This is a genomic window from Salarchaeum sp. JOR-1 (assembly GCF_007833275.1).
GTDB lineage: Archaea > Halobacteriota > Halobacteria > Halobacteriales > Halobacteriaceae > Salarchaeum.
In genome coordinates, this window is sequence record NZ_CP042241.1 from 1,861,566 (window position 1) to 1,883,528 (window position 21,963).

The window sequence follows — 21,963 nt, forward strand, 5'->3', positions numbered from 1 at the left end:
CCACCACTACCCCCGCTTTACTGCATGCCAGACGCACTCACGCTGACGGACGTCACCAAGCGGTTCCCCGGCGTCGTCGCGAACGACGCTGTGTCGCTCTCTGTGGAGGCCGGGTCGGTTCACGCCCTGCTCGGGGAGAACGGCGCGGGGAAGACGACGCTGATGAACGTCCTCTACGGGCTGTACGACGCCGACGAGGGAACCATCGAAATCGACGGCACGCCCCGCGACTTCGACAGTCCGCGGGACGCCATCGACGCCGGCATCGGGATGATCCACCAGCACTTCATGCTGGTGGACACGATGACGGTCGCCGAAAACGTCGTGCTCGGAGACGAACCGACGACGTGGTTCGGGCTGCGGACGGACGCCGAGGCGGCGCGCGAGGCCGCCCGCGACCTCTCCGAGCGCTACGGGTTCGACGTGGATCCGGACGCGCGCGTCGAGGACATCAGCGTCGGCGAGAAACAGCGCGTCGAGATTCTGAAAGCGCTCTACCGGGGCGCGGACACGCTCGTGCTCGACGAACCGACCGCGGTGCTCACGCCGCAGGAGGTCGAAGACCTGTTCGCGGTGTTCGAGGAACTCACCGCGGAGGGGAAGACCGTGTTGTTCATCACGCACAAGCTCGGCGAGGCGATGGCTGTCGCGGACGACATCACCGTCCTGCGGGACGGCGTGAACGTCGGCACCGTCGACGCAGCGAACACGACCCGGGAAGACCTCGCGGAGCGGATGGTCGGCCGGGACGTGCTGTTCGAGGTCGAAAAAGACGACGTGACGCCGGGCGCGGTGTCGCTCGCCGCCGACGGCGTCACCGTCACCGACGCGGACGGCGTGGCGCGCGTGAACGACGTGGACTTCGACCTCAGGGAGGGCGAAATCCTCGGCATCGCCGGCGTGGACGGGAACGGACAGGCCGAACTCGTCGAGACCATCACCGGCCTCCGCGAACCCGACGCGGGAACCGTCACCCTCCACGACGAGGACGTGACCGCGGCGTCCCGGCGCGACCACATCGACGCCGGCCTCGCCTACATCCCCGAAGACCGCCACGAGCGCGGACTCGTGATGGACTTCGACCTCGTGGAGAACGGCATCCTCGGCGCGCAGCACGGCGCGCCGTACGCCAGTCGGGGCGTGCTGGACTGGCGGACCGCCCGCACGCACGCCGAGGACATCGTGGACACGTACGACGTGCGGCCCGCGGACGCGGACGCGGACGCCGCCTCGTTCTCCGGCGGGAACCAGCAGAAGTTCATCGTCGGCCGCGAACTCGAACGCGACCCGAGCGTCGTCGTCGCCACCCACCCCACGCGGGGCGTGGACGTGGGCGCGACCGAGTTCATTCACGACGAACTCCTCGACCGCCGCGCGAGCGGGGACGCCGTCCTCCTCGTCTCCTCGAAACTCGACGAGGTGCGGAGCCTCTCCGACCGCCTGGCGGTGATGTACGAGGGCGAGTTCGTCGCCGTCGTCGACCCCGAGGACGTGACGGAGGAAGAACTCGGCCTGCTGATGGCCGGCGAGTACCCGGAGGGGTTCGATGAGTAAGTTCCGCAAGGCGCTCGAACGGCTCGTGGACGCGTCCGCGAAGGAACGCATCGCGGTGAGCGCCGCCGCGCTCGCGCTCTCCATCCTCGTCGGCGCGGCCGTCGTGTTCGTCTCCGGCATCGTCGCGACCTGCGCGTCGCCCGCGTTCAGCGTGCTCGGCGTCGGCGTCTGCTACGATCCCATCAACGTCTTCACCGAACTGTTCCTCGGCGCGCTCGGCCACCCCGAACAGGGCGGCTGGTCGCCGACGAACTACCGCGTCGCCATCGCGCTCCAGCAGACCACGCTCCTCGTCTTCACGGGCCTCGCCGTCGCGGTGTCGTTCCGCGCGGGCCTGTTCAACATCGGCGTGCAGGGCCAGCTCGTGTTCGGCGCGCTCGCCGCCGCAGTCGCCACCATCTGGGCGGGCGCAATCGCGCCGTCCGGCGTCCTCGGCACCGTCTTCCTCGTGCCGCTCGGACTGCTCGCCGGCGCCGTCGCTGGCGGGCTCTACGGCGCGCTCCCGGGCGCTCTCAAGGCGTACGGGGGCGCGAACGAAGTCATCACGACAATCATGTTGAACTTCATCGCGTCGAACGTCGCGTACGTCCTCGTCTCCTCTTTCCTCATGCCCGAGTCCAGCCAGCTCGTCCAGACCGCCGTCATCCCGGCGGCGGCGAAGATACCGAACGTCCCAGTTATCGGGTTCGAGGCGCGGGACGCGTTCAGCCTCGTCGCGCTGGTCGGCGCGCTCGCGTTCATCACGGGCGTCGCCTACCTGCTCGCGAAGACCTCGTTCGGCTACGACATCCGCACGAGCGGCCTCCAGGAGCAGGCCGCCGCGTACAGCGGCGTGGACGCGAAGCGAACCACCGTCCTGAGCATGGCGCTCTCCGGCGCGCTCGCCGGCGTCGGCGGCGCCGTCTGGGTGCTGATGGTGAAGGGACGATTCCTCACCGGCCTCCCCTCGCTCGGGTTCGACGGCATCACCGTCAGCATCCTTGCGGGCAACAACCCGATCGGCGTCGGCGCGGCCGCGTTCCTCTTCGGCGTCCTCAAGTCCGGCACTATCGCCGTCGACTTCTCGACGGACGTCCCGGTCGAGCTCGTGGACGTGCTGCGCGGCCTCATCATCCTCTTCGTCGCGATGCCCGAGTTCTTCCGGCTCATCGGGAAGCGGTACCTCGGCCTCGGAGGTGAGCAGCGTGCGTAACGCGCTCCGCGCCGCCGTCGGCGTGTTCGCCGCGCTCGTCGTGCTCGGCGTCGCGTTCCCGAACTCCCTGTTCGGCCTCGTCACCGACACCGGCACCGCGGAGGCCGCGCTCCGCCTCGCCGTCCCCATCACGCTCGCCGCGCTCGGCGGCATCTTCGCGGAGAAGTCCGGCGTCATCAACATCGGTCTCGAAGGCCTGCTCATCGTCTCCGCGTTCGCCGGTGTCGCCGCTGCGAAACTCCTCGGCACCGGCACGAGCGTCGGCCCCATTCCTTCGATATGGGTGGCGTTCCTCGTCGGCGTGCTCGCGAGCACCCTGCTCGCGCTGTTGTTCGCCATTGTCTGCATCGAGTTCGAGGCCGACCAGATCATCGCCGGTCTCGCCGTGTGGCTGGTCGCGCTCGGCATCGCGCCGTTCACTTCTGTGGTGCTCTTCGGCACCAAGAACGTCCAGGTGTCGACGCTCGCCGACGTCTCGATTCCCGTGCTCTCCACGATACCCTACCTCGGTGACGTGGTGTTCTCCGCGAACGTCATCGTCTACATGATGTTTGTCGCCGTCCCCGCGTGCTGGTACGTGCTCAACCGCACCCAGTTCGGGCGGTGGGTCGAGGCGAGCGGAGAGAACCCGAGCGCGCTCGACACCGCTGGCGTGAGCGTCGACCGCGTCCGGTACGCGAGCGTCCTCATCTCGGGCGTGCTCGCCGGCATCGGGGGCGCGGCGCTCTCCCTCGGGCACGTCGGCGCGTTCACCGCGGGCGGCGCGACGATGGTGAACGGCAAGGGATTCATCGCCATCGCCACCTACCTCTTCGGGAACTACAACCCGCTCGGGACGCTCGTCGCGACCCTGCTGTTCTCCGGGCTGGACTCGCTCCAGATCGGCCTCCAGCAGGCCGGTATCGCGATTCCGTCGGAGCTCGTGCAGACGATTCCGTACGTGACGGTCATCGTCGTGCTCGTGTTCGTCGGCCGCACCCGCATTCCCTCGGCGGCCGGCGAACACTACGACTCCGGCGAGGACTCCCGGTAGAAGCGAACCACCTTTTCGGTTCGGACGCGGACGCCCGTGCATGGACGACTTGATGCAGGCCGCACGCGACGCCTACGAGAACGCCTACGTGCCCTACTCCGACTACAAGGTCGGGGCGGCTATCGAAACCGCGGACGGAACCGTCTACACGGGCTGTAACGTCGAGAACGCGAACTACAGCAACAGTATGCACGCGGAGGAGGTCGCGGTCTCGCAGGCCGTCGCGGACGGCCACACGGAGTTCGAGCGCCTCGCGGTCTCCTCCGCTGCTCGCGACGGCGTCACGCCGTGCGGGATGTGCCGGCAGACGCTCGCGGAGTTCTGCGACGACGACTTCCCGGTCGCCGTGGACGGCGACGACGGCGGCGTCTACGAACTCGGCGACCTCATTCCGAACACTATCACCCGGAGAATGCTCGACTGAGCCGTCGAAAGAGCACTCACCGGACAGCAGGTGTTCGCGTTCCGGCATCGAACGGGAAGACCCTTGTGCGCCGCCCGCCGACCCGTCGGTATGCCCGGTGATTCGGAGGATCCGAACGAGGAGATCCAGTACCACGTGGAACTCGCGGAGGGGGACGTCGCGGACACCGTGCTCCTGCCCGGCGACCCCGAGCGGGTCGAGAAGATTTCGGAGTTCTGGGACGACTACGAGGAGAAGGCATTCCACCGCGAGTACCGCACGCTCACCGGAACCTACGACGGCGCGCCTATCTCGGTGACCTCGACGGGTATCGGGAGTCCATCCGCGGCCATCGCCGTGGAGGAGCTCGCGCGGGTGGGCGCAGACACGTTCATCCGCGTCGGGTCGTGCGGCGCGCTCTCCGCGGACATGGACGTGGGCGACCTCGTCATCTCCACGGGCGCGGTCCGTCAGGAGGGGACGAGCGACGAGTACGTCCGCGAGGACTATCCGGCGGTCGCGCACGACGAGGTCGTGAGCGCGCTCGTCGCGGCCGCGGAACGCCTCGGCCACGACTACCACGTCGGCGTGTCGATGAGCGCCGACGGCTTTTACACGGGTCAGGGCCGCCCCGGGTTCGGCGGCTACCGCGCGGTCGGGAGCGAAGACCTCATCGCGGAACTCGAAGCGGCGAACGTGAAGAACATCGAGATGGAGGCGTCCGCCATCCTCACCATCGCGAGCGTCTACGGTCTCCGGGCCGGCGCGGTCTGCTCCGTCTACGCGAACCGCGTCACGGGGGAGTTCCGAACCGAGGGCGAGTACCGGGCGTCCGAGACGGCGAGCCTCGCCGTGAAACTCCTCGCGAAGATGGACGAGAAGAAGCAAGAGGAGGGCGTCGACCGCTGGCACGCGGGAATGAGCCTCGACTGACGCGAGCACAGCGAGCGCTTTTTCGTCCAACGTCAGCGCGTTGCGCTGACTGGCTCTCCCTCGATCACGGTCGTTCGCTCGCCGGAACAGAGTTTTGCTGGATGCGTGGTGAGCGTACTGGCGGAAGCCGGAAGTAATATCACTTGGTGGTATAACCTAGTTATCCATGGTTCGGACGCAACTCCAGCGCGCTCGAAACGGCGACGTGACCGACGCGATGGAACGGGTCGCCGAACGCGAGAACCGCGACCCCGAGTTCGTCAGAGAACAGGTCGCCGACGGCCAGGCCGTCATCCCGAACAATACGTCCCACGACGCGCTCGACCCGATGATCATCGGACGCGAGTTCGCCACGAAAGTCAACGCCAACATCGGGAACAGCGAGGAGACGAGCGACCGGGACGGCGAACTCGAAAAACTGCACGCGGCGGTTCACTACGGGGCCGACACCGTGATGGACCTCTCCACCGGTCCGAACCTCGACGCGATACGGGAGGCGAACATCGTGCACTCGCCGGTTCCGGTCGGCACGGTTCCGCTGTACGAGGCCGTCGCGCGCGTTGACGACCCCGCCGACATCACGCACGAACTCCTCCTCGACGTCATCGAAAAACAGGCCCGGCAGGGCGTCGACTACATGACGATTCACGCCGGCGTCCTGATGGAACACCTCCCGCTGACCGACGGCCGGAAAACGGGTATCGTCTCCCGGGGCGGGTCGATACTCGCGCAGTGGATGGAGGAGAACGCCATGCAGAACCCGCTGTACGCGACGTTCGAGGACATCTGCGAGATATTCGCTAAACACGACGTCACGTTCTCGCTCGGGGACGGCCTCCGACCGGGCTGTCTCGCGGACGCGAGCGACGACGCCCAGTTCGCGGAACTCGACACGCTCGGCGAACTCACGCGGACGGCCAGAGACCACGGCGTCCAGGTGATGGTGGAGGGGCCGGGCCACGTCCCGCTGAACGAAATCGCCGACAACGTCGAACGCCAACAGGACGTCTGCAACGGCGCGCCGTTTTACGTCCTCGGCCCGCTTGTCACCGACATCGCGCCCGGCTACGACCACATCACGAGCGCGATCGGCGCGGCCGAAGCGGGGCGAGCGGGCGCGGCGATGCTGTGCTACGTCACCCCGAAAGAACACCTCGGCCTCCCGGAACGCGAGGACGTTCGGGACGGATTGGCGGCGTACCGCATCGCCGCGCACGCCGCGGATGTGGCGAACAATCGGCCGGGCGCGCGCGATTGGGACGACGCGCTCTCGGAGGCGCGCTACGAGTTCGACTGGCGGCGGCAGTTCTCGCTCGCGCTCGACCCCGACCGCGCCCGCGAGTACCACGACCAGACGCTCCCCGGGGACAACTACAAGGACGCGCGATTCTGCTCGATGTGCGGCGTCGACTTCTGCTCGATGCGGATAGATCAGGACGCCCGCGACGCCGACGGCGACATGAGTCGACTCGACGACGACACCGACCTGGACGCCTCGCCCGCCGCCGACGTGAACCGTCCACCCGTGGGGTCGCACGACGCGGCGGGGGTTCCGGACGAGGTGGAAATCGGCGGCGTCACGTTCACGCCGGCGGAGTCCTCGACCGACGAGTCGGCGGACTAGAAGCCCTCGCGGAGGAAGGTGGTGGTTTCCGGGAAGAGGTCGCGGAGAGTGTCGAGCGTGTCGTCGTCCGCGCGGAGGGCGCGGGTGCGCGCGAGGTCGCGGATGGTTCGGTGGCCGACGGCGAGCTGGGTGAGCGTGCCGACGTCGAGCGCGAGGTCGGCGTCAGCGGTCGTGCGTTCGATTTCGGGTGTGCCGTCGGTGACGGTGAGGCGGAAGCTGTCGTCGTTCCAGTCCGCGAGGGCGTCGCTGACGGAGATGGTGAGCGTGGCGTCCACGGGCGGGTAGTCGAACGCGGTGAGCGCGGCGGCCACGTCCACGAGTCGGACCATCGGGCCGGCGGAGACGGTGGTCTCGACCTCACCTGGGTCGTCCACGACGTCGAGGAGCGGGGAGTCGACGGGGCCGCGGAGGCGGACGGTTTCGACCTGCGAGTCGTGGTCGGCGAGGAAACCGAGGATGGCGAGGTAGGCGTCGTAGTCTGTCCACGCAGCGTCCTGGACGGTGAGCGTCTTCCCGTCGTCCGACGCGACGCGGTAGACGACGTACGCGCGGTCGGTTCCGGTTGCGTCCCGCCAGCAGTAGACGTAGGGGTCGGTGTCCCAGCCGCGGAAGACGCGCTTTCGCCACCACTCCTCGGTGCGGTCGAGCGTGAGTTCGTAGCGCTCGCCGTGCGCGGCCAGCACGTCCGGGAGCCGGTTCCAGTCGTCGGCGTCGAGGCGGCTCCAGGTGCCGGGGAGTTCGGCGTCCCGGGCGAACGCGAGCGCGTCCGGTGGGCACTCGTGCGTGACGTACTCCGTGGCGGTCGCCCAGCCGAACTGCGCGTAGAACGGGTGTTTGAACGGCCAGAGCGCGCTCAGGTAGGTGTCGCGGTCGCGGTACTCGCGGAGAGATTCGGCGAGCATGTCGCGGACGAGGCCGCGCCGGCGGTTCTCGGGCGGCGTGGCGACGGCGGACAGGCCGGCCATCGGGTGGGTGTCGCCGCGGACGCGCGCCGTGAACCAGTAGTGCCGGCAGACGGCGAGCAAGTCGTCCCCGTCGAAGACGCCGTACGGGTCGCCGACCTGCGCGGGTTCTGGGGGTTCGTCGTCCTCGTCGGGGTCGTGCGGCCCCGATTCGGGGCGGAAGGCGTACGTGACGAACGACCGGAACTCCTCCGTGCGGTCGTCGGGGAGCGGGCGGTAATCGACCATACGCACCTGCGTGACGCGAAGAATGAAGAACGTGCCGAGTCAGTACGCGGTGTCCCCGACTGTTTCGAGGTAGGTCGCGGTGCCGGTGTGGTCGGCGTCGTCGAAGGACTCCACGCGAACGCGAACTTTCGTGTGCACGCTGTCGCGGGGCGCGTCGGGAATCCGGAGACGGGAGTCCCCGATTCGCGCGATGGGTGTGTCGTCGTCGCTACCGGTGACGACGATCACGAACTCGTCGCCGGCGTCGAAGCTCGGCGTCGCGGTGCGGAATCCGATTCCCGCGAAGAACGCGTCGAGGTTCATACGCGCGCTACCTCCTCGGCCTCACGGTCGGTCGCGTACTCCAGGCCGTACCCGGTGATGGCGGCGGCGAGGAACACGAAGAACAGCAGCCAGCCGTGGAAGACGTACGGCCAGACGTCCACGGGATTGACGAGCATCGACTGGACGCCGTACTCCTCGACCAGTGCGGGCATCTGTGAGTACCCGGCGAGCACGCCGCCGGCCCACGGGAAGATGTAGCCGAGTGCGCTCGTGTTCGCGTCGAGGATGTTCGCGCGGCGGTAGCCGTTGATGTTGAACTGTTCGCCGATGCGCGCGACGTAGGGCGCGATGGCGATTTCCGCGGCGGTGTTGATGGTGATCATCGCGTTGACGCCCGCGGTGCCGAGCACCATCGTGGTCTCGGCGCCCCGGACTTTCGTCGCGACGGTGGAGAGCAGGAAGTCCTGCACGGCCTCGAACCCGCCGCCCTGAATCATGATGCGGGCGGCGGCGACGATGAGGAGTGTGAGGACGATGAGCGGGAAGAAGCCGGCAGCGCCCGTGTAGAGGCTGCCGTGAACGCCCGCTGCGGGCGTGTTCGGCCCCGCAATCGTGAGGATCGGGAGCGCGGTGAACGCCTCCGCGAACGGTGCGGTCGCGGGTGCGACGAACTGGACGATGCTGTTCGCGGGCGCGAGACCGAGACCGACGTTGAACACGATGGCGGCGATGATTCCCCACGAGATTGCTTCGACGATGTGCCGGCCGTTCACCGCGGTCCAGATGACGAGCCCCATCGAGACCAGGTGGACGAGGCCGACGGCGTTCCCCGAGGGGAGGTCGTTCCCGGCCGTCGGATACGTCGCCATCACCTGGCCGGCGATGAGGTAGCCGACGAGCGCGAGCGCGGCCGCGACGAACGCGTACTTCAACCGGGAGGCGACGACGCCACCGATGTCGGCGTCCTGCGTGACGGCACTCACGATGGTCGTGTCACTGACGGGCGCGAGGTTGTCCCCGAACACCGCGCCGGAGAGAATCGCGCCGAACATCAGGACGGGGTTCGCGCCGAGCAGCACGGTCGCCGGGAAGAACGTCGTGACGAACGTAATCGTCGTCCCGTACCCAGTGCCGATACCGGTCGCGAGCAGGGCCGCGAGCACGAACGTCAGCGCCGGCAGGAGGGTCGGAAGCACGGCTTCCGAGACGGGAACCGCGTTCGCGACCCAGATGAGGCCGTTCACGAACCCGCCGTCCTGGAGGAGTTGCGCGAACATGCCCGCCCAGAGCCACGCGACGATGGCCGTCGCGGCGACTCGTTCGGTCATCCCGGCGAAGATGGCGTTCGCGTAGTGTTTCCAATCGCCCTTCACGAAGAACATCCCGACGACGAGCGAGACCAGCATCCCGATGACTAAGCCGGTCGTGTCGCTGATGCCGAACAGGCCGCTCTGGACGATTGCCCACACCACGAACAGGCCGAGCGGAATCGCGCTCGCCGCCCGCCCGCCGTAGAACTCCAGCGTCGGCGCTGTGCGCGCTTCCTCGGCTTCGTCGAGTTCGGTCTGTACGTCGTCTACATCATCTGGACTTGACATTCATCTCTCCCTCGTGACTGCTGATTAGTACCGCACTACATATAGTTCGGGGCATCGTCAAGGTTTCCGGCGGCGACGAAACTAAACCCGCCCGCGTCGTCGCTCCGGGCATGAGTCAGTCGACACACGACCGCCTCGTGGCGCTCCGACGCGACCTCCACCGACACCCGGAACCCGCGTGGCGAGAGTTCTACACGACCGCGCGCATCGTCGAGGAAGTCGAACGCATCGGCGTGGACGAACTCTACGTCGGCCCGGACGCGCTGAACGCCGGCGAACGGATGGCCGTTCCGGAGGGCGACGTGCTGGGCGAGTGGTATGACCGCGCGCTCGACGCGGGCGCAGACCCCGACGTGCTCGGAGACCTCCGGGGTGGGTTCACGGGCGCGGTCGCCGTGCTCCGGACGGGCGACGGGCCGACGGTCGGCCTCCGCGTGGACATCGACGGCCTCCCCCAGGCTGAATCCGACGACGACGACCACGTTCCGGCCCGGGAGGGCTTCCGCTCGGAGAACGAGGGTGCGATGCACGCCTGCGGGCACGACGCGCACGCGACCTTCGGCCTCGGCGTGCTCGAACGCGTCAAGGAGAGCGACTTCGAGGGCACGCTCAAGGTGTTCTTCCAGCCGGCAGAGGAACGCGTCGGCGGCGGGCGCGCGATGGCGCGCTCCGGCCACCTCGACGACGTGGACTACCTGCTCGCCGTGCACGTCGGCCTCGACCACCCGACGGGCGAAGTCGTCGCGGGCATCGACGGATTCCTCGCGGTGTCGCACTTCCTCGCGGAGTTCGAGGGCGAACCAGCGCATGCCGGCGCGAAGCCCGAAGAGGGACGGAACACCGTGCAGGCGATGGCCACGGCTATCCAGAACCTCTACGGGATTCCGCGACACTCCGAGGGGGAGACGCGCGTGAACGCCGGCCTCGTCGGCGGCGGCACGGCGACGAACGTCATCCCCGAAGAGTCGTTCGTGGAGGGCGAGGTTCGCGGCGAGACGACGGAGCTCAAGGACTACATGAAAGACCACGCACACCGCGTGCTCCGGAGCGCGGCCGAGATGCACGACGTGGACGTGGACATCCACACCGAGGGCGAAGCGCCGAGCGCCACGAGCGACCGCGCGCTCGCGGACATCGTCTACGACGTGGCCAGTACCACGGACGGCGTGGACAGTCCCGTCAAGAGCGACAAGCTCGGCGGGAGCGAGGACGCGACGTTCCTGATGCAGGAGGTCCAGGACAACGGTGGTCTCGCGTGCTACCTCGCGGTCGGCACCGACCACCCGGGCGGCCACCACACCGCGACGTTCGACGTGGACGAAACCAGCATCCCCATCGGTATCGACGTGCTCACGGACTCGGTTCTCTCCATCGCGAAGAACCAGCCGTAGCTCGATTGGGGGCGTTCACGACGGCCTCGGAGTTTCGCGCGCGGACGGCCGGCGGGGTTTCGCGAGTTCCGCGCGCGATGATAGTTACGACATACCGACCGCTGGCCTCGCTATCCTATTTGAACATTTATCAGATAAGCGAGTGTCGTCGCGCGGAGCGCGACGTTCACCGCGCGAGTGGAACGAGCGCGGGCCAAGGAGCGACCAACGGGAGCGACGCCGTGCTTTTGTCGTAGCTTTTACCGAGCGAGCGAAGCGAGCGCAGAGTAAAACGTACGTTCAGTACTTGGGGTCTGCGCCGGTGACGTCGTAGACGTCCGTCATGATGTCGTCGCGGCGGTTCTGCCAGGTGTCCAGGGCGTGGGGACTGTCGGGGTAGGACTCGTAGTGGTCGAGGAGGCGGTCGGCCTGGTTCTTGGTCTGGTAGAGGTTGTAGATGGTGCCCCAGTTCCCGAAGCTCTTGATGGCGGTCTGCACCTTGACGCCGAGGCTGAGTTCGGCGCTGCCGGCGTAGATGGCTTCGCTGAGTTTGCCCATGGGGAGGCTGGCGAGGAGGCCCATGAGGTTGTCCACGTCGACGGCGGTGGAGAGGATGTTGTAGACGTCGAGGCCGGCGTAGCGCGCGCCGAAGTGGTCCATGACGCGTTCGTTGTAGCGCCAGAGGTTCTCCTCGCTCACGTCGCCTTCCTCGATGGCTTTGACTGCTTGTTCGCCCGCGTACTTCCCGGAGTAGGCGGCGCCGGCGATGCCGCCGCCGGTGGTGGGGTTGACGAGGCCGGCGGCGTCGCCGACGGCGATGAAGCCGTTCGCGACGGCGGAGTCGTACGGGCGTCGAGTCGGGAGCGCCGCGCCGAGTTTGTCCTTGACCGTCGCGCCCTCGAACTCGGGGCGGTTCCGGAGGTCTTGCTTGAGGTCTTGCACCATCTGCATCGGCTCCTCGGTCATCTGGAACCCGAGGCCGGCGTTGATCTCGGTGCCGGTGCGCGGGAAGTACCAGAGGTAGCCGGCGGCGCGCTTGGTGGGTTTGAACACGAGCGCGTCCTTCCACTCGACTTCCTCCTCGACCTCGACGATTTCGCGGTAGCCGCTGCAGAACTGGCTGTAGTTGACGTTCGTGTCGAAGTTCGTCCCGTCGAAGTCGGTGTTGTCCTGGAGGACGCTGAGCGACCCCGCGCCGTCCACGACGATGTCGGCGTCGAACTGGTGGACGTCGCCCCGGTGCTTCCCGCGGACGCCGGTGACGGTGCCGTCGTCGTCCTGGAGCACGTCGGTGACGACGACGTTGTAGTGGAAGTCGACGCCGCGGTCTTCCGCGCCGCCGATGACGCACTGGCCGTACTTCCAGCGGTCGACCACGGCGAGTTCGCCGGGAACGGGAATGTCGAGGACGGTGTTCTCCTGCGGGATCTCGAAGCGGCCGTGGTCGACCTCGGTGTTGGTGATGGCTGGTTCGAGTTTCGACTTCGGGATGGCGTCGGGGAAGTTCGCCGCGCCCTTGAGGGCGTCCCCGCACGCGATGTGGCCGGCCTCCTGCTCCGTCTTTCGCTCGACGATAGCGACCTCGTAGCCGGCCTTCGCTATCGTCGCGGCGGCGTAACAGCCGGAGGTGCCGGCGCCGACGACGACGGCGTCGTACTCGTGGGTAGTCATACTCGCTCGATTGGAGGCGGGCGGGAAAACTCTTTACTCCTCAATCCGTCGCCTGCGCGGGGACACGGCGGAATAAAGAGTTTTACCGGTCGTCGCAGAACGAGGGTGTATGACGACGTACACGGTCGAGTTCGCCGGCCGCGACGAGACCATCGAGGTCTCCGAGAAGGAGACCATCTTGAAGGCGTGTTTCCGGGAGGGTATCGCGCAGGAGTACTCGTGTCGAGTCGGCATGTGTCTGGCGTGCTCGGCGAAAATCGTGGAGGGCGAGGTTGCGCAGCCCGCGGCGCGCGGGTTCACTGAGGAGGAGGCGGAGGAGTACGCGCTGACGTGCATGGCGCGCCCGCAGTCCGACCTCGTGCTCGACCGGGGGCAGTACCCGCCGAGCATCGAGGAGGACGCGCCGGAGCCGAGCGGGCCGGTGACGGCGGACGACGACTAGACGCCGGGCGTGGGCGCTGCTTTCTGGAGTGCGGTTTCCGCGATGTTCCCGCCGTAGTCGGCACACCGGGAGAGTGAGTCGACGACGAGGCTCAACTGCTGTGCGTTCCGGGGGTCGAGGTCGCGGAGGTGTTCGTCGACGGCGCGCGTGCGGTCGTCGATGTGGGGGATGCGTTCGCGTGCGTCGTTCGCGAGGTCGGTGGCGTCGCCGGTGTCGTCGGTGACGAGGGCGTCCATCGCCACGTCGACGATGCCGATGGCTTCCTCGTGGAGTTCGTCGAGGGCCTCCGCGACGTCGTCCGGGATGTCCTCGTCCATCTCGAGGGCGACGTTCGCCATCTTGGTGGCGTGGTCGGCGATGCGTTCGAGCTGGCGGGCGCTCGAGTGGTAGTCGAAGCAGACCTCGCGGGAGACGCCGATTTCGGTGGCGGCCTCGGGCGACCGGAGCGCGCCGCGGAAGATGCGGGAGACGACGAACCAGAGGCGGTCGACGTCGTCGTCGCGTTGGGTCACGTCCTGCGCGAGGTCGTCGTCGTTCTCGACGATGGCGGTGACGGCGTCGTCCAGCATGGACGTGGAGATGAGCCGCATTCGGCGAACCGCGTTGTGAATGGAGAGTTCGCTGGAGTCGAGGAGATCCTGGATAACGACGCGGTCGCCGGTCTCTTCGAGGACTTCCAGGCCGACGAGGCTCTGTGTCGCGTTCCGGATGACGCGGCGCTGGTCGGCGGTGATGCGGTCGGCTTCGAGTTCGAGTACGTCGAACCCGGAGACGTACATCGTCATCACGGTCCGCATCAGGTGGTCGCCGTCGAGGCCGGTGATGTCGAACGTTCCCCGGACGGGGTCATCGCTCCCGACCGGCTGGACGAGGAGGCTCCGGCCGTCCTCGTGGAACGCCATCTCGTCGCCTGCTTCGACGTCGTTCTCGCGCGCCCAGTCCTTCGGAATCGAGACCGTGAACGTCGACCCCCCGGTCACCTGCACCTTCCGTCGTTCCATACCCACCGCTACGCGCCCAACAATAAATTACCTTCGGTCTATATACCCTCTCGCGGTAGCCGGTCTTGGATTCGATAAACCCGAGTATATCGCGCCCTCTCCCGGGAAAATGGGCCTTCACGGACAGCTGGATGACACTGAGACAACGTCTCAGTATTGACTGCTATATAGATATAATAGCAGGGTATTTATTTGGATGTCGGCTTGTACCAGGTGATGTCGGAACAAACCGAGCGGTTCGACCAGAAGACTCGGCGTGGATTCCTCGCAGGCACCGGCGCGGCAGGCGCCGTCGCGCTCGCCGGCTGTACGAGCGGCCCCAGTGGAAGTGACGGTACCACCGGCACCGGAACGACCGCAGACCAGCTCTCCGGCGATATCAACATCACCGGGTCGAGTACGGTCTATCCGCTCGCGGCCGCCGTCGCCGAGAAGTTCATGGAGAAACACCCCAACGTGAACATTAGCGTCACGCCCACGGGCTCTGGCGGCGGATTCTCGAACTACTTCTGCCTCGGCAAGTCTGACTTCAACAACGCCTCGCGCCCTATCACGAAGAACGAAAAACAGCTCTGCAACGAGAACAACGTCGACTGGCACGAAATCACGGTTGCGACGGACGCGCTCACGGTCATCGTGAACAACCAGAACGACTGGGTGGACTGCATGACGCTCGACGAACTCGCCCAGATCTGGCGGGCCGACGGCGCGCAGAAGTGGTCGGACGTGAACAGCGAGTGGCCCGATGAGGAGATCAAGCGCTTCGGCGCCGCGGACACCTCCGGAACCTTCGACTACTTCAAGGAGGCCGTGCTCGGCGAGGAAGCGAACCACACGGGCGACTATCAGGCCACCGAGAAGGACAACCTCATCCTCTCCGGCGTCCAGCAGAACAAGTACGCCATCGGCTACTTCGGGTTCGCGTACTACCAGGGGAACGAGGAGAAGGTGAAGGCGCTCGCACTCAACGAGAGCGGAACGTGCGTGAAACCCACGCTCGCGAACGCGAAAGCCGGCGACTATCCGCTCTCCCGTCCGCTCTTCACGTACCCCGCGATGGACTCCCTCCAGGAGGAGCAGGTTGCGGAGTTCGCGCGCTACTTCACGAAACAGAGCGCGAACGAGCAACTGGTCGCGAACGAGATCGGGTACGTTCCGCAGACCCAAGAGGACATGCAGGAAGAACTGGCGGAACTGAACGACGCCATCGCGCAGGCCCAGGAGTAACAGCGCGGTTTCGAGCCCTTTTTGCAAGAATACTGTCTACGCGCAGACGAGGACGATGACTAGCGAGGGACAAACCCCGGATTTGAGCGGTGAACGGGGGTTCAGAACGGTACGCGAATCGATATACAAGTACGCCCTGCTCGGGTGTGCAGTACTCTCTGTACTGACGACGTTCGCCATCATCGGCGTGCTCGTCGTGGACGCCGCGGCGTTCTTCGGAGAGGTGGGTCTCTTCACGTTCCTGACGGGCGCGCGCTGGAGTCCGAACCTCCAGCCCGTCCAGTTCGGGGTGCTCCCGCTCGTCCTCGGCACAGTTATGATCACGGTCGGTGCAGCGGTGATCGCGCTCCCGCTCGGCGTCCTGACCGCGATCTACCTCAGCGAGTACGCGAGTACGAAGGCGCGCTCGATCCTGAAACCGATGCTCGAAGTGCTCGCCGGCGTCCCGACGGTCGTCTACGGTTACTTCGCGCTCGTCTACATCACGCCCGCACTCAACGTGCTCATCGACGGCGTGAACGGCGTTCTCGGCCTCTCACTCCCGAATCTCGGCCTGTTCAACGGCCTGTCGGCGTCGATCGTCGTCGGGATCATGATCATTCCGATGGTCTCGTCGATCAGCGAGGACGCGATGAGCGCAGTCCCCGACTCGCTCCGCCAAGCGGGCTACGGCCTGGGGGCGACGAAGTTCAACGTCTCGACTACAATCGTCGTTCCCGCTGCCGTCTCGGGGATCGCGTCGTCGTTCATCCTCGCGATCTCGCGAGCCATCGGGGAGACGATGGCCGTCACCCTCGCCGCCGGCTCCCAGCCGCCCGACATCCCGCCCGTTCACACGCTCTTCGGCCTCCCCTACTTCGCGCCGAGCGACCTGCTCGCCCTGTACGCGGACAGCATGAGCACGATGACCGTCGCGATGATCAACATCGCGAGCGGCGACATCTCCGGGGGGTCGATCGCCTACCAGTCCCTGTTCGCCATCGGCATCACGCTGTTCGTCATCACGCTCACCATGAACGTCATCAGTAACGTCATCGCGGGCCGGTATCGAGAGGTGTACGAATAATGGCCGACTCGAACGCGGAGTTCGGGGAGGTCAGCCGGCTCAAGGGCGTCGTCTTCGAGTACGTCTCGCTCGCCGCGTCCGTCGTCGGCATTCTCTCGCTCGGCGTCCTCCTCGCGTACGTCGCGTGGGACGCGTTCGGACTTGCGAGCGCGGGCGTCGGCTGGTACGCCACGTACGCGGCCACGCTCGTCCTCCCCTTCGTGGCGTTCGTCTGGTACGCTCGCACGCGGCCCGCAGTCGCCGCGGGCGCGTTCGAACTGTTCAGCCTCACCCTCGCGGGCGTCCTCGGCGCGACCGCCACGGTCATCGTCCTCTCCATCATCGCGGGCCCGACAGTCTGGTTCGCGTACTTCCTCACCGTCTTCGGTCCCGCCGGCGCGCTCTGGGTGTACGGCCAGTACGACCGCGAGGCGACCTGGGTGGGGTTGGGGATTCTCGCCACCCTCGTCATCGGCCCTATCGTCGGAACCGCCTTCCTTGGCGTTCTCACGTCCCTCGGAGCGCTGCTCGGCGCACCCGGAATCTACTTCCTCACGCTCGTCCTCCCGGGTGCAGGCGTCGTCCTCTATCTCGCGGACGACCGGTACGGGGCGGCGCGACGACCGAGCGTGTACGCAGCGATCGGGTTCGTGGTTCTCGCGTTCGTCGGCGTCCCCGTCGTTGACTCCCTCCCCTCGGTGAGTCGATCCGTCTGGTTCATCGCGCTCGTCATGTTCGGCCTACCGGCGGGCGTCGCCGTCGCAAACACCGCTCTCGACCGGACGCGGTGGCCCGCGTTCGCACTCCCCGTCATCGCCGTCGGCGGCTTCCTCCTCGGCGAACTCGTCGTCGGCGCGATCGGTGCGACGGCGCCCTCGCCCTGGCTCGACTGGCAGTACCTCACCAGCGGCCCGTCCATCCTCTCCGCGGAGGAGGCCGGTCTCTATCCCGCGATCATCGGCTCAATCTTCATGATCGTGCTCGTGAGCGTGTTCACGTTCGTGTTCGGGTTCGGAACCGCAATCTACCTCGAGGAGTACGCGCCACAGACGGGCGTGCTCGGTACCGTCACCCGCATCGTGAACATCAACGTCTCGAACCTCGCCGGTGTTCCCTCCGTCGTGTACGGCCTCCTCGGGCTCGGTATCTTCGTCAACATTCAAGCCAGCCTCGGCCCGATTACGTACACCGGATTCGGCGTCGGAACCGTCTTGACGGCGGCGCTCACGCTCTCGCTCCTCATTCTCCCCATCGTCGTCATCTCCGCACAGGAGTCACTTCGCTCGGTTCCGGACTCCCTCCGGCAGGCGTCCTACGGAATGGGGGCGACGCGCTGGCAGACCACGCGGAACGTCGTTCTCCCGCGCGCGCTCCCCGGCACGCTCACCGGAACCATCCTCGCGCTCGGTCGCGCGATCGGTGAGACCGCGCCGCTCATCATGATCGGCGCGGCGACGACGAAGTTCACACCGCCCGGCGGGCTGTTCAGCATGCTGACCGCGATGCCCATGCAGATCTACGCGTGGGCGTTCCAGCCCGACGAAGCGTTCCGCCACGGGGTCGTCGCAGCGGGCGTCGTCACGCTCCTCATCGTCCTTCTGACGATGAACTCGGTCGCAATACTCGTACGCAACAAATACCAACAGGAGAGCAACTAATGGTTGATAACATGGACAGCGGCACGGAATCGGAATCGGACGGGTCGCTCCTCGAGACCGACCCCGGACAGGGCGGCCTCGAGGAGAACCCGACCCGCGGAACCACGTCTCGGGCCCCGACGGTCATCGAAGCCCGCGACCTCGACGTCTACTACGGCGAAACGCAGGCGCTCGACGACATCTCACTCGAGATTCCCGAGAAGAACGTCACCGCGATGATCGGGCCATCCGGCTGTGGGAAGTCAACGTTCCTCCGGTGTATCAATCGGATGAACGACCTCATCGACTCCGCGCGCGTCGAGGGCGAACTCTACTTCGAGGGCAAAGACGTCTACGACGACGACGTCGACCCGGTCGCGCTCCGCCGCCGAATCGGGATGGTGTTCCAGCACCCGAACCCGTTCCCCAAGAGCATCTACGACAACGTCGCGTACGGCCTCCGAATCCAGGGGAAGACGGAAGACTTGGACGGGGAGGTCGAGCACGCGCTGAAGCGCGCGGCGCTCTGGGACGAAGTGTCGGATCAGTTGGACAAGAACGCGCTCAACCTCTCCGGCGGTCAACAGCAACGCCTCTGTATCGCGCGCGCCATCGCCGTCGACCCGGAGGTGATTCTGATGGACGAGCCGGCGAGCGCCCTCGACCCGGTCGCGACCAGTCAGATCGAGGATCTCATCGAAGAGCTCGCGGAGGACTACACGGTCGTCATCGTCACCCACAACATGCAGCAGGCCGCTCGCATCAGCGACAAGACCGCGGTCTTCCTCACGGGCGGCGAGCTCGTGGAGTACGGCGACACCGACCAGATCTTCGAGAACCCCGAGAGCCAGCGCGTCGAAGACTACATTACGGGCAAGTTCGGGTAACACAGTATGCCACGAGAATCCTATCAGGAGAAACTCGAAGCGTTACGCAACGACGTGCTCTACATGAGCGAACTCGTCACGGATCGCCTGCGGATGGCGCTCGAAGCCATGCAGCAGTCCGACGAGGAACTCGCGAAGGACGTCATCGCGGGCGACGACGAGGTGAACGACCTCTATCTCGACCTCGAACAGAACTGCATCGACCTGTTCGCGCTCCAGCAGCCCGTCGCCGGCGACCTCCGCCTCATCGCGTCCTCGTTCAAGATCATCACCGACCTCGAACGCATCGCCGACCTCGCCGTCAACCTCGGCGAATACACGCTGGACGCCGAACACGAGATGTTCCCCGAAGTCAACATCCACGCCATCGGCCAGGAAACCGTCGACATGGTCGAGGACGCCATGAACGCCTACGCGAACCAGGACGCCGACGCCTGCTTCGCCCTCGCCGAGCGCGACGACGACATCGACGCGATGTGCGAGGACGCCAGCCAGACGGTCGTCCTCGACCTCATCGAAACCGAAGTCGAAGACGACACCACCGAGGAAGAGATCGAACGCCTCATGCAGGACGTCTCCCGCATGCTCCTCACCATCCGCGACCTCGAACGCATCGGCGACCACGCCGTCAACATCTCCGCCCGCACCCTCTACATGGTCGAGAACGACGACGAACTCATCTACTGAACGCACGTTTTTCCGGTTCGGGTCACCTTCGGCGACCACTCACCGCAAAAACCCGCACTAAAAACAGCCACGAGCGCCGACGGCGCTCGCGGTACTCGGCGTCCGCGACCGCCGCGACGCAAGCGACCGCCGCGACGCAAGCGACCGCCGCGACGCAAGCGACCGCCGCGACGCAAGCGACCGCCGCGACGCAAGCGACCGCCGCGACGCAACTGCGACCACCTCCGCACCGCGACCGTGTTCGGCGGTGTGTCGCGCGGTCTTGTTTCACCGCGCTCCCCACGTTTATTCTCACCGCGGACGGGGTTCGGGTATGCGAATCAAGCCTTCTCTGAAGAGCGACTTCCTGGCGGGACTGGTACTGGTCGCGCCGCTGCTCGCGACGCTCGTCATCCTCCAGTTCGTGTTCTCGTGGGTGACCGGATTCCTCGCGCCGCTCGTCGAGGGGTCGCGGCTCGCGACGCTCACCGCGAACAACGTCCTGCTCGCGCAACTGCTCGCGCTCGTGTTGTTCGTCGCGGTCGTCACGGCGGTCGGCGCGGTCGCCCAGTGGTCGGTCGGCAAACGGCTGTTCGGGCGGACGGGGCGCGTCGTGACGTTCATCCCCGTGTTTCGAACCATCTACGGGAGCATCCGCGGAATGGTGTCGTCGGTGACGACGCGGAGCTCCGACTTCGAGTCCGTGGTGTACGTCGAGTGGCCGCAGGACGGCGTCTACCGACTCGGCCTGAAGACCGGTGAAAGCCCGGCCGACATGGCGGAGGTGGCGGGTGAGACGGCGTACAACGTGTTCGTTCCGGGGAGTCCGAACCCGACGCAGGGATCGCTGGTTCTCGTGCCGGAGAGCCAGGCGTACGAGTCCGAGTTGAGCGTGCGCGCGGCCATCCGGCTGCTGATGACGACGGGGATGGCGGAGTCCGAGGAGGAGTCCGTGATCCAGCTCTCGGACGCGGAGTTGGACGAGGCCGTTTCCACACCTTGATTAGTTCGCCGGCCCCTCGACGTACTCGTACGATGAGTGCGCGATCGGACGGCGACAGACCCGAGTTGGTGGTCGTGTGCGGGCTGCCGGGCGTCGGGAAGACGACGGTGGCCGAGACGATTCGGGAGCGTGCGGACGGAGACGCGACCCTCCTGCGAACCGATATCGTTCGGACGGACGTGGTCGACGACCCCGAGTACACGGAGGAGGAACTCCGCCGGGTGTACGACGAACTGTTCTCGCGGGCGAACGACTGCCTCGCGCGCGCGGAGTCCGTCGTGGTGGACGGGACGTTTAAGCGCGCGGTTCACCGGGAGCGCGCCCGCGACCTCGCCGCCGACCACGACGCACAGGCCCGCCTCGTGCGCGTGGAGTGCGACGAGGAGACCGTGCGAGAGCGCATCAGCGCGCGAACCGAGGACGCGAGCGACGCGGACTTCGACGTGTACAAGCTCTACAAGGAGGAGTTCGAGCCAATCGAGGACTCCTGCATCACGATCGACAATTCGGGGAGTACCGCACAGACCAGAGAACGCGTTATCGACGCGCTCTACTGACCCGATTCGACGATTTCGTCGTACTGTTCGAATAGCAGTCGCGCCCGTTCGCTTTCCTCTTCGGTCGCTTCGATTCCCTCCTCGACCTCGCCGAACGACTCCTCGCGGTGGCCGACCCACTCGCGGAGGTCGTCGTTCGCCTCGGCGGCGAGGTCGTCAGCCTCTCCGACGGTGCCGTACGATTCGCGGAAGACGGTCTGCCAGCCCTCTTGTGCCACGTCGTAGCCGACGCCGTAGACGGTGTCGCCGGTGACGAGCACGAGCGCGGAGACCAATCGGGTGTCCCGACCGCGTTTCGAGGACGCGGACGCGGGAGCAGCCATCCGGAACGTGTCGGAGCGGTGCAGCGCGCGCCCCTCCGGAACCGTGAGTGGTCGCGGTGGGAGCGAGTCGAGACTCATACTCGGTAGTGTGCACCCCACGATGAAGAACGAACCGAACGGGAACCCGCAAACAAAAATACCCGCCCCTCGAATCGTGGCGTATGGTCACGGACGAAAGTGGGTTCGCCGTCCCTGCAGGTATCATGGTTTTCATAACGATAGCCGCCGCCGTCCCGGTGGTTCTTCCGGGCGGGTTCTGGCCGCTCCTCCTCGTCGGCCTGTTCGCGGGGGCCGTGTCGGGCGGGCTGGCGTACTGGCTCGTGGAACGACTCTACTGACTCCG

22 protein-coding genes are annotated in these 21,963 nt (G+C 66.6%); 16 read left to right on the top strand and 6 right to left on the bottom strand.

Annotated elements, in window-relative coordinates:
- The first annotated feature begins 24 nt into the window (after positions 1 to 24).
- From FQU85_RS10615 to thiC, 6 genes are all read left to right on the top strand, one after another.
- Complete coding sequence (locus FQU85_RS10615; RefSeq protein WP_145847696.1) at positions 25 to 1,554, top strand: ABC transporter ATP-binding protein; 1,530 nt, start codon at positions 25 to 27, stop codon at positions 1,552 to 1,554.
- Positions 1,547 to 2,746 (top strand): ABC transporter permease, encoded by a 1,200-nt coding sequence (locus FQU85_RS10620; RefSeq protein ID WP_145847698.1) that lies wholly within the window; start codon positions 1,547 to 1,549, stop codon positions 2,744 to 2,746. Before FQU85_RS10615 ends, FQU85_RS10620 begins: the two co-directional genes overlap by 8 nt.
- A complete protein-coding gene (locus tag FQU85_RS10625) occupies positions 2,739 to 3,779 on the top strand; it encodes an ABC transporter permease (protein WP_240792424.1) in 1,041 nt (346 codons plus the stop codon). The genes FQU85_RS10620 and FQU85_RS10625 overlap by 8 nt, the downstream gene beginning before the upstream one ends.
- Positions 3,780 to 3,819: 40 nt before the next feature.
- Entirely contained in the window at positions 3,820 to 4,203 is a 384-nt protein-coding gene (gene cdd, locus FQU85_RS10630) for a cytidine deaminase (protein ID WP_145847702.1), read from the top strand.
- A 90-nt stretch (positions 4,204 to 4,293) separates the two neighbouring features.
- Positions 4,294 to 5,115, top strand: coding sequence for a nucleoside phosphorylase (locus tag FQU85_RS10635; RefSeq protein ID WP_145847704.1), 822 nt, complete (start codon positions 4,294 to 4,296; stop codon positions 5,113 to 5,115).
- A 166-nt stretch (positions 5,116 to 5,281) separates the two neighbouring features.
- Complete coding sequence (gene thiC / locus FQU85_RS10640; RefSeq protein ID WP_145847706.1) at positions 5,282 to 6,739, top strand: phosphomethylpyrimidine synthase ThiC; 1,458 nt, start codon at positions 5,282 to 5,284, stop codon at positions 6,737 to 6,739.
- Here the strand turns inward: thiC and eis are convergent.
- The 3 genes from eis to FQU85_RS10655 are packed head-to-tail and all read right to left on the bottom strand — an operon-like array spanning position 6,736 to position 9,791.
- The gene (eis, locus tag FQU85_RS10645; RefSeq protein ID WP_145847708.1) at positions 6,736 to 7,929 is read right to left on the bottom strand and encodes an enhanced intracellular survival protein Eis; all 1,194 of its coding nucleotides are present in this window, start codon (positions 7,927 to 7,929) and stop codon (positions 6,736 to 6,738) included. The genes thiC and eis overlap by 4 nt on opposite strands.
- A 39-nt stretch (positions 7,930 to 7,968) precedes the next feature.
- A complete protein-coding gene (locus tag FQU85_RS10650; protein WP_145847710.1) occupies positions 7,969 to 8,232 on the bottom strand; it encodes a hypothetical protein in 264 nt (87 codons plus the stop codon).
- A complete protein-coding gene (locus tag FQU85_RS10655) occupies positions 8,229 to 9,791 on the bottom strand; it encodes a Na+/H+ antiporter NhaC family protein (RefSeq protein WP_145847712.1) in 1,563 nt (520 codons plus the stop codon). The genes FQU85_RS10650 and FQU85_RS10655 overlap by 4 nt, the downstream gene beginning before the upstream one ends.
- Positions 9,792 to 9,901: 110 nt before the next feature.
- Between FQU85_RS10655 and FQU85_RS10660 the strand changes: the two genes are divergently transcribed.
- Positions 9,902 to 11,182 (top strand): amidohydrolase, encoded by a 1,281-nt coding sequence (locus tag FQU85_RS10660; RefSeq protein ID WP_145847714.1) that lies wholly within the window; start codon positions 9,902 to 9,904, stop codon positions 11,180 to 11,182.
- Positions 11,183 to 11,461: 279 nt separating this feature from the next.
- Here the strand turns inward: FQU85_RS10660 and FQU85_RS10665 are convergent, their stop codons facing one another.
- Positions 11,462 to 12,832: a geranylgeranyl reductase family protein gene (locus tag FQU85_RS10665; protein ID WP_145847716.1), complete on the bottom strand. Its 1,371-nt coding sequence runs from the start codon at positions 12,830 to 12,832 to the stop codon at positions 11,462 to 11,464.
- Positions 12,833 to 12,941: 109 nt separating this feature from the next.
- Between FQU85_RS10665 and FQU85_RS10670 the strand changes: the two genes are divergently transcribed.
- Positions 12,942 to 13,274 carry a 2Fe-2S iron-sulfur cluster-binding protein gene (locus tag FQU85_RS10670; RefSeq protein ID WP_145847718.1) on the top strand — a complete coding sequence of 111 codons (333 nt, stop codon included), beginning with the start codon at positions 12,942 to 12,944 and terminating at the stop codon, positions 13,272 to 13,274.
- On the opposite strand, the gene FQU85_RS10675 is transcribed toward FQU85_RS10670, so the two are convergent.
- Complete coding sequence (locus tag FQU85_RS10675; protein ID WP_145847720.1) at positions 13,271 to 14,275, bottom strand: phosphate uptake regulator PhoU; 1,005 nt, start codon at positions 14,273 to 14,275, stop codon at positions 13,271 to 13,273. The genes FQU85_RS10670 and FQU85_RS10675 overlap by 4 nt on opposite strands.
- Positions 14,276 to 14,491: 216 nt before the next feature.
- Here FQU85_RS10675 and FQU85_RS10680 point away from each other — a divergent pair, with 216 nt between their 5' ends.
- From FQU85_RS10680 to FQU85_RS10710, 7 genes are all read left to right on the top strand, one after another.
- Positions 14,492 to 15,502 (top strand): PstS family phosphate ABC transporter substrate-binding protein, encoded by a 1,011-nt coding sequence (locus FQU85_RS10680; protein ID WP_145847722.1) that lies wholly within the window; start codon positions 14,492 to 14,494, stop codon positions 15,500 to 15,502.
- A gap of 55 nt (positions 15,503 to 15,557) precedes the next feature.
- Positions 15,558 to 16,568 (top strand): phosphate ABC transporter permease subunit PstC, encoded by a 1,011-nt coding sequence (gene pstC / locus FQU85_RS10685; RefSeq protein ID WP_145847724.1) that lies wholly within the window; start codon positions 15,558 to 15,560, stop codon positions 16,566 to 16,568.
- A complete protein-coding gene (gene pstA, locus FQU85_RS13640; RefSeq protein ID WP_145847726.1) occupies positions 16,568 to 18,205 on the top strand; it encodes a phosphate ABC transporter permease PstA in 1,638 nt (545 codons plus the stop codon). The genes pstC and pstA overlap by 1 nt, the downstream gene beginning before the upstream one ends.
- Positions 18,205 to 19,071 carry a phosphate ABC transporter ATP-binding protein PstB gene (gene pstB, locus FQU85_RS10695; protein WP_145847728.1) on the top strand — a complete coding sequence of 289 codons (867 nt, stop codon included), beginning with the start codon at positions 18,205 to 18,207 and terminating at the stop codon, positions 19,069 to 19,071. Before pstA ends, pstB begins: the two co-directional genes overlap by 1 nt.
- Positions 19,072 to 19,077: 6 nt before the next feature.
- On the top strand, positions 19,078 to 19,758 hold the full coding sequence (gene phoU, locus FQU85_RS10700; RefSeq protein WP_145847730.1) for a phosphate signaling complex protein PhoU: 681 nt from the start codon (positions 19,078 to 19,080) through the stop codon (positions 19,756 to 19,758).
- Between the two features lie 313 nt (positions 19,759 to 20,071).
- Positions 20,072 to 20,740: a DUF502 domain-containing protein gene (locus FQU85_RS10705; RefSeq protein ID WP_145847732.1), complete on the top strand. Its 669-nt coding sequence runs from the start codon at positions 20,072 to 20,074 to the stop codon at positions 20,738 to 20,740.
- A 32-nt stretch (positions 20,741 to 20,772) separates the two neighbouring features.
- Positions 20,773 to 21,297, top strand: coding sequence for an AAA family ATPase (locus FQU85_RS10710; protein ID WP_145847734.1), 525 nt, complete (start codon positions 20,773 to 20,775; stop codon positions 21,295 to 21,297).
- On the opposite strand, the gene FQU85_RS10715 is transcribed toward FQU85_RS10710, so the two are convergent.
- Positions 21,291 to 21,698 carry a hypothetical protein gene (locus tag FQU85_RS10715; protein ID WP_145847736.1) on the bottom strand — a complete coding sequence of 136 codons (408 nt, stop codon included), beginning with the start codon at positions 21,696 to 21,698 and terminating at the stop codon, positions 21,291 to 21,293. The two genes, FQU85_RS10710 and FQU85_RS10715, sit on opposite strands and share 7 nt — an antisense overlap.
- 83 nt (positions 21,699 to 21,781) lie before the next feature.
- On the opposite strand from FQU85_RS10715, the gene FQU85_RS13385 reads away from it, so the two are divergent.
- Positions 21,782 to 21,958 (top strand): hypothetical protein, encoded by a 177-nt coding sequence (locus tag FQU85_RS13385; protein WP_168219977.1) that lies wholly within the window; start codon positions 21,782 to 21,784, stop codon positions 21,956 to 21,958.
- The last annotated feature ends 5 nt before the right edge of the window (positions 21,959 to 21,963 follow it).

Bases quoted from the DNA above. Each gene is read 5' to 3' on its own strand.
- FQU85_RS10615 (WP_145847696.1), top strand. From the start codon at position 25: ATGCCAGACGCACTCACGCTGACGGACGTCACCAAGCGGTTCCCCGGC.
- FQU85_RS10620 (WP_145847698.1), top strand. From the start codon at position 1,547: ATGAGTAAGTTCCGCAAGGCGCTCGAACGGCTCGTGGACGCGTCCGCG.
- cdd (WP_145847702.1), top strand. From the start codon at position 3,820: ATGGACGACTTGATGCAGGCCGCACGCGACGCCTACGAGAACGCCTAC.
- FQU85_RS10635 (WP_145847704.1), top strand. From the start codon at position 4,294: ATGCCCGGTGATTCGGAGGATCCGAACGAGGAGATCCAGTACCACGTG.
- thiC (WP_145847706.1), top strand. From the start codon at position 5,282: ATGGTTCGGACGCAACTCCAGCGCGCTCGAAACGGCGACGTGACCGAC.
- eis (WP_145847708.1), bottom strand. From the start codon at position 7,929: ATGGTCGATTACCGCCCGCTCCCCGACGACCGCACGGAGGAGTTCCGG.
- FQU85_RS10650 (WP_145847710.1), bottom strand. From the start codon at position 8,232: ATGAACCTCGACGCGTTCTTCGCGGGAATCGGATTCCGCACCGCGACG.
- FQU85_RS10655 (WP_145847712.1), bottom strand. From the start codon at position 9,791: ATGTCAAGTCCAGATGATGTAGACGACGTACAGACCGAACTCGACGAA.
- FQU85_RS10660 (WP_145847714.1), top strand. From the start codon at position 9,902: ATGAGTCAGTCGACACACGACCGCCTCGTGGCGCTCCGACGCGACCTC.
- FQU85_RS10665 (WP_145847716.1), bottom strand. From the start codon at position 12,832: ATGACTACCCACGAGTACGACGCCGTCGTCGTCGGCGCCGGCACCTCC.
- FQU85_RS10670 (WP_145847718.1), top strand. From the start codon at position 12,942: ATGACGACGTACACGGTCGAGTTCGCCGGCCGCGACGAGACCATCGAG.
- FQU85_RS10675 (WP_145847720.1), bottom strand. From the start codon at position 14,275: ATGGAACGACGGAAGGTGCAGGTGACCGGGGGGTCGACGTTCACGGTC.
- FQU85_RS10680 (WP_145847722.1), top strand. From the start codon at position 14,492: ATGTCGGAACAAACCGAGCGGTTCGACCAGAAGACTCGGCGTGGATTC.
- pstC (WP_145847724.1), top strand. From the start codon at position 15,558: ATGACTAGCGAGGGACAAACCCCGGATTTGAGCGGTGAACGGGGGTTC.
- pstA (WP_145847726.1), top strand. From the start codon at position 16,568: ATGGCCGACTCGAACGCGGAGTTCGGGGAGGTCAGCCGGCTCAAGGGC.
- pstB (WP_145847728.1), top strand. From the start codon at position 18,205: ATGGTTGATAACATGGACAGCGGCACGGAATCGGAATCGGACGGGTCG.
- phoU (WP_145847730.1), top strand. From the start codon at position 19,078: ATGCCACGAGAATCCTATCAGGAGAAACTCGAAGCGTTACGCAACGAC.
- FQU85_RS10705 (WP_145847732.1), top strand. From the start codon at position 20,072: ATGCGAATCAAGCCTTCTCTGAAGAGCGACTTCCTGGCGGGACTGGTA.
- FQU85_RS10710 (WP_145847734.1), top strand. From the start codon at position 20,773: ATGAGTGCGCGATCGGACGGCGACAGACCCGAGTTGGTGGTCGTGTGC.
- FQU85_RS10715 (WP_145847736.1), bottom strand. From the start codon at position 21,698: ATGAGTCTCGACTCGCTCCCACCGCGACCACTCACGGTTCCGGAGGGG.
- FQU85_RS13385 (WP_168219977.1), top strand. From the start codon at position 21,782: ATGGTCACGGACGAAAGTGGGTTCGCCGTCCCTGCAGGTATCATGGTT.